Here is a 1,001-nt window from a genome sequence, read left to right as displayed (position 1 = left end):
ATTCGGCGTGTGCCGTTTGAGCCGCCGATTCAGCTGCAGTGGAATGCCCCAGCGCTGTGGTTGGCTGCGCCAGAAGCTGGGGCTGGCTTGGGCGAAATCCTGCTTGGCGTGTTGCCATTATTGCTGCACTGCCAGCCTGATGCGATGGTGGCGTGTGTCAGCGAACAACATTTGTATTTGGTCGAAGCTCAACCAGGCGGGCGCGGCATAGTTGAGCAGTTGTATAGCCAATTTGAGGCTTGGCTACATTTGGCTGGCTTGGCGGCCCGCACTCTGAGCAAAGACCCGTTGTATGCTAGTTATGCTCAGGCCGAATTGCGTTGGCTTGAAAAGATTTTGGTACCACTCGCTGCGCCGTTACGCGCCGATATGCCACCAGAGCCAGCCCAAGTTGCACCGCCACGGGTCGAGCGAGCGAGCCGTCAATCGATGGTAATTAGCACCAACGATTTGAATGCCCGCCGCCGTGGACGTGGCAATGTGTTTGCGCTGCCGCGTTCGCTACCCAAGCAAGGCGAAGCGCTCAAGCGTAGCCAAACCAACCCTGTGCCAAACCAACCAGCGTTGCCTGCTCAGCCCATGCGTTTGGCCGCCCAACAACCGCCAGCCAACAAGCCGCTGACCAACCAACGTCCAGCGGTGCGCAACGAAGCCCCGCCAGCGCCGCCTAGCCCTGAAAAAGCCAAGGCCAACCTGACCCGACCGTCACGGCGCAAGGCTAACGTTGGGCGCAATGAGGCGCAACGCTCAACCCAGCCCTTAGTGCAGCCCAAAACGCCAGCGCCAAGCCAGCCTTTACCGCCTGAACGCGGTTCGGTGGTGATGCCGGTGGCCAACGAGCCGCCGCCCTACGAACGACCACCGTTTCAACAGCGCAACCCTCCAGAAAAACCAGCGGCTCAGCGTCCAAGCTCGCGGCCTGTCCAGCGCGAAAATCAGCCGCAGCAGCGTCCGATTCAGCGTGAGCAACAACCGACCCGACCGTATCAGCGCAACGATCA

At 60.5% G+C, this 1,001-nt stretch carries 1 pseudogene; it reads left to right on the top strand.

The features are described 5' to 3' along the window. Positions 1-1,001 (top strand): annotated as a pseudogene (locus DEF47_RS14470) (hypothetical protein); the annotation flags it as partial.

Origin of the sequence: Herpetosiphon sp., from assembly GCF_003512625.1 — a bacterium.
Lineage (GTDB): Bacteria > Chloroflexota > Chloroflexia > Chloroflexales > Herpetosiphonaceae > Herpetosiphon > Herpetosiphon aurantiacus.
Note: the sequence above shows the minus strand (reverse complement) of the source record. Positions and strands in the feature narration are given on the sequence as shown.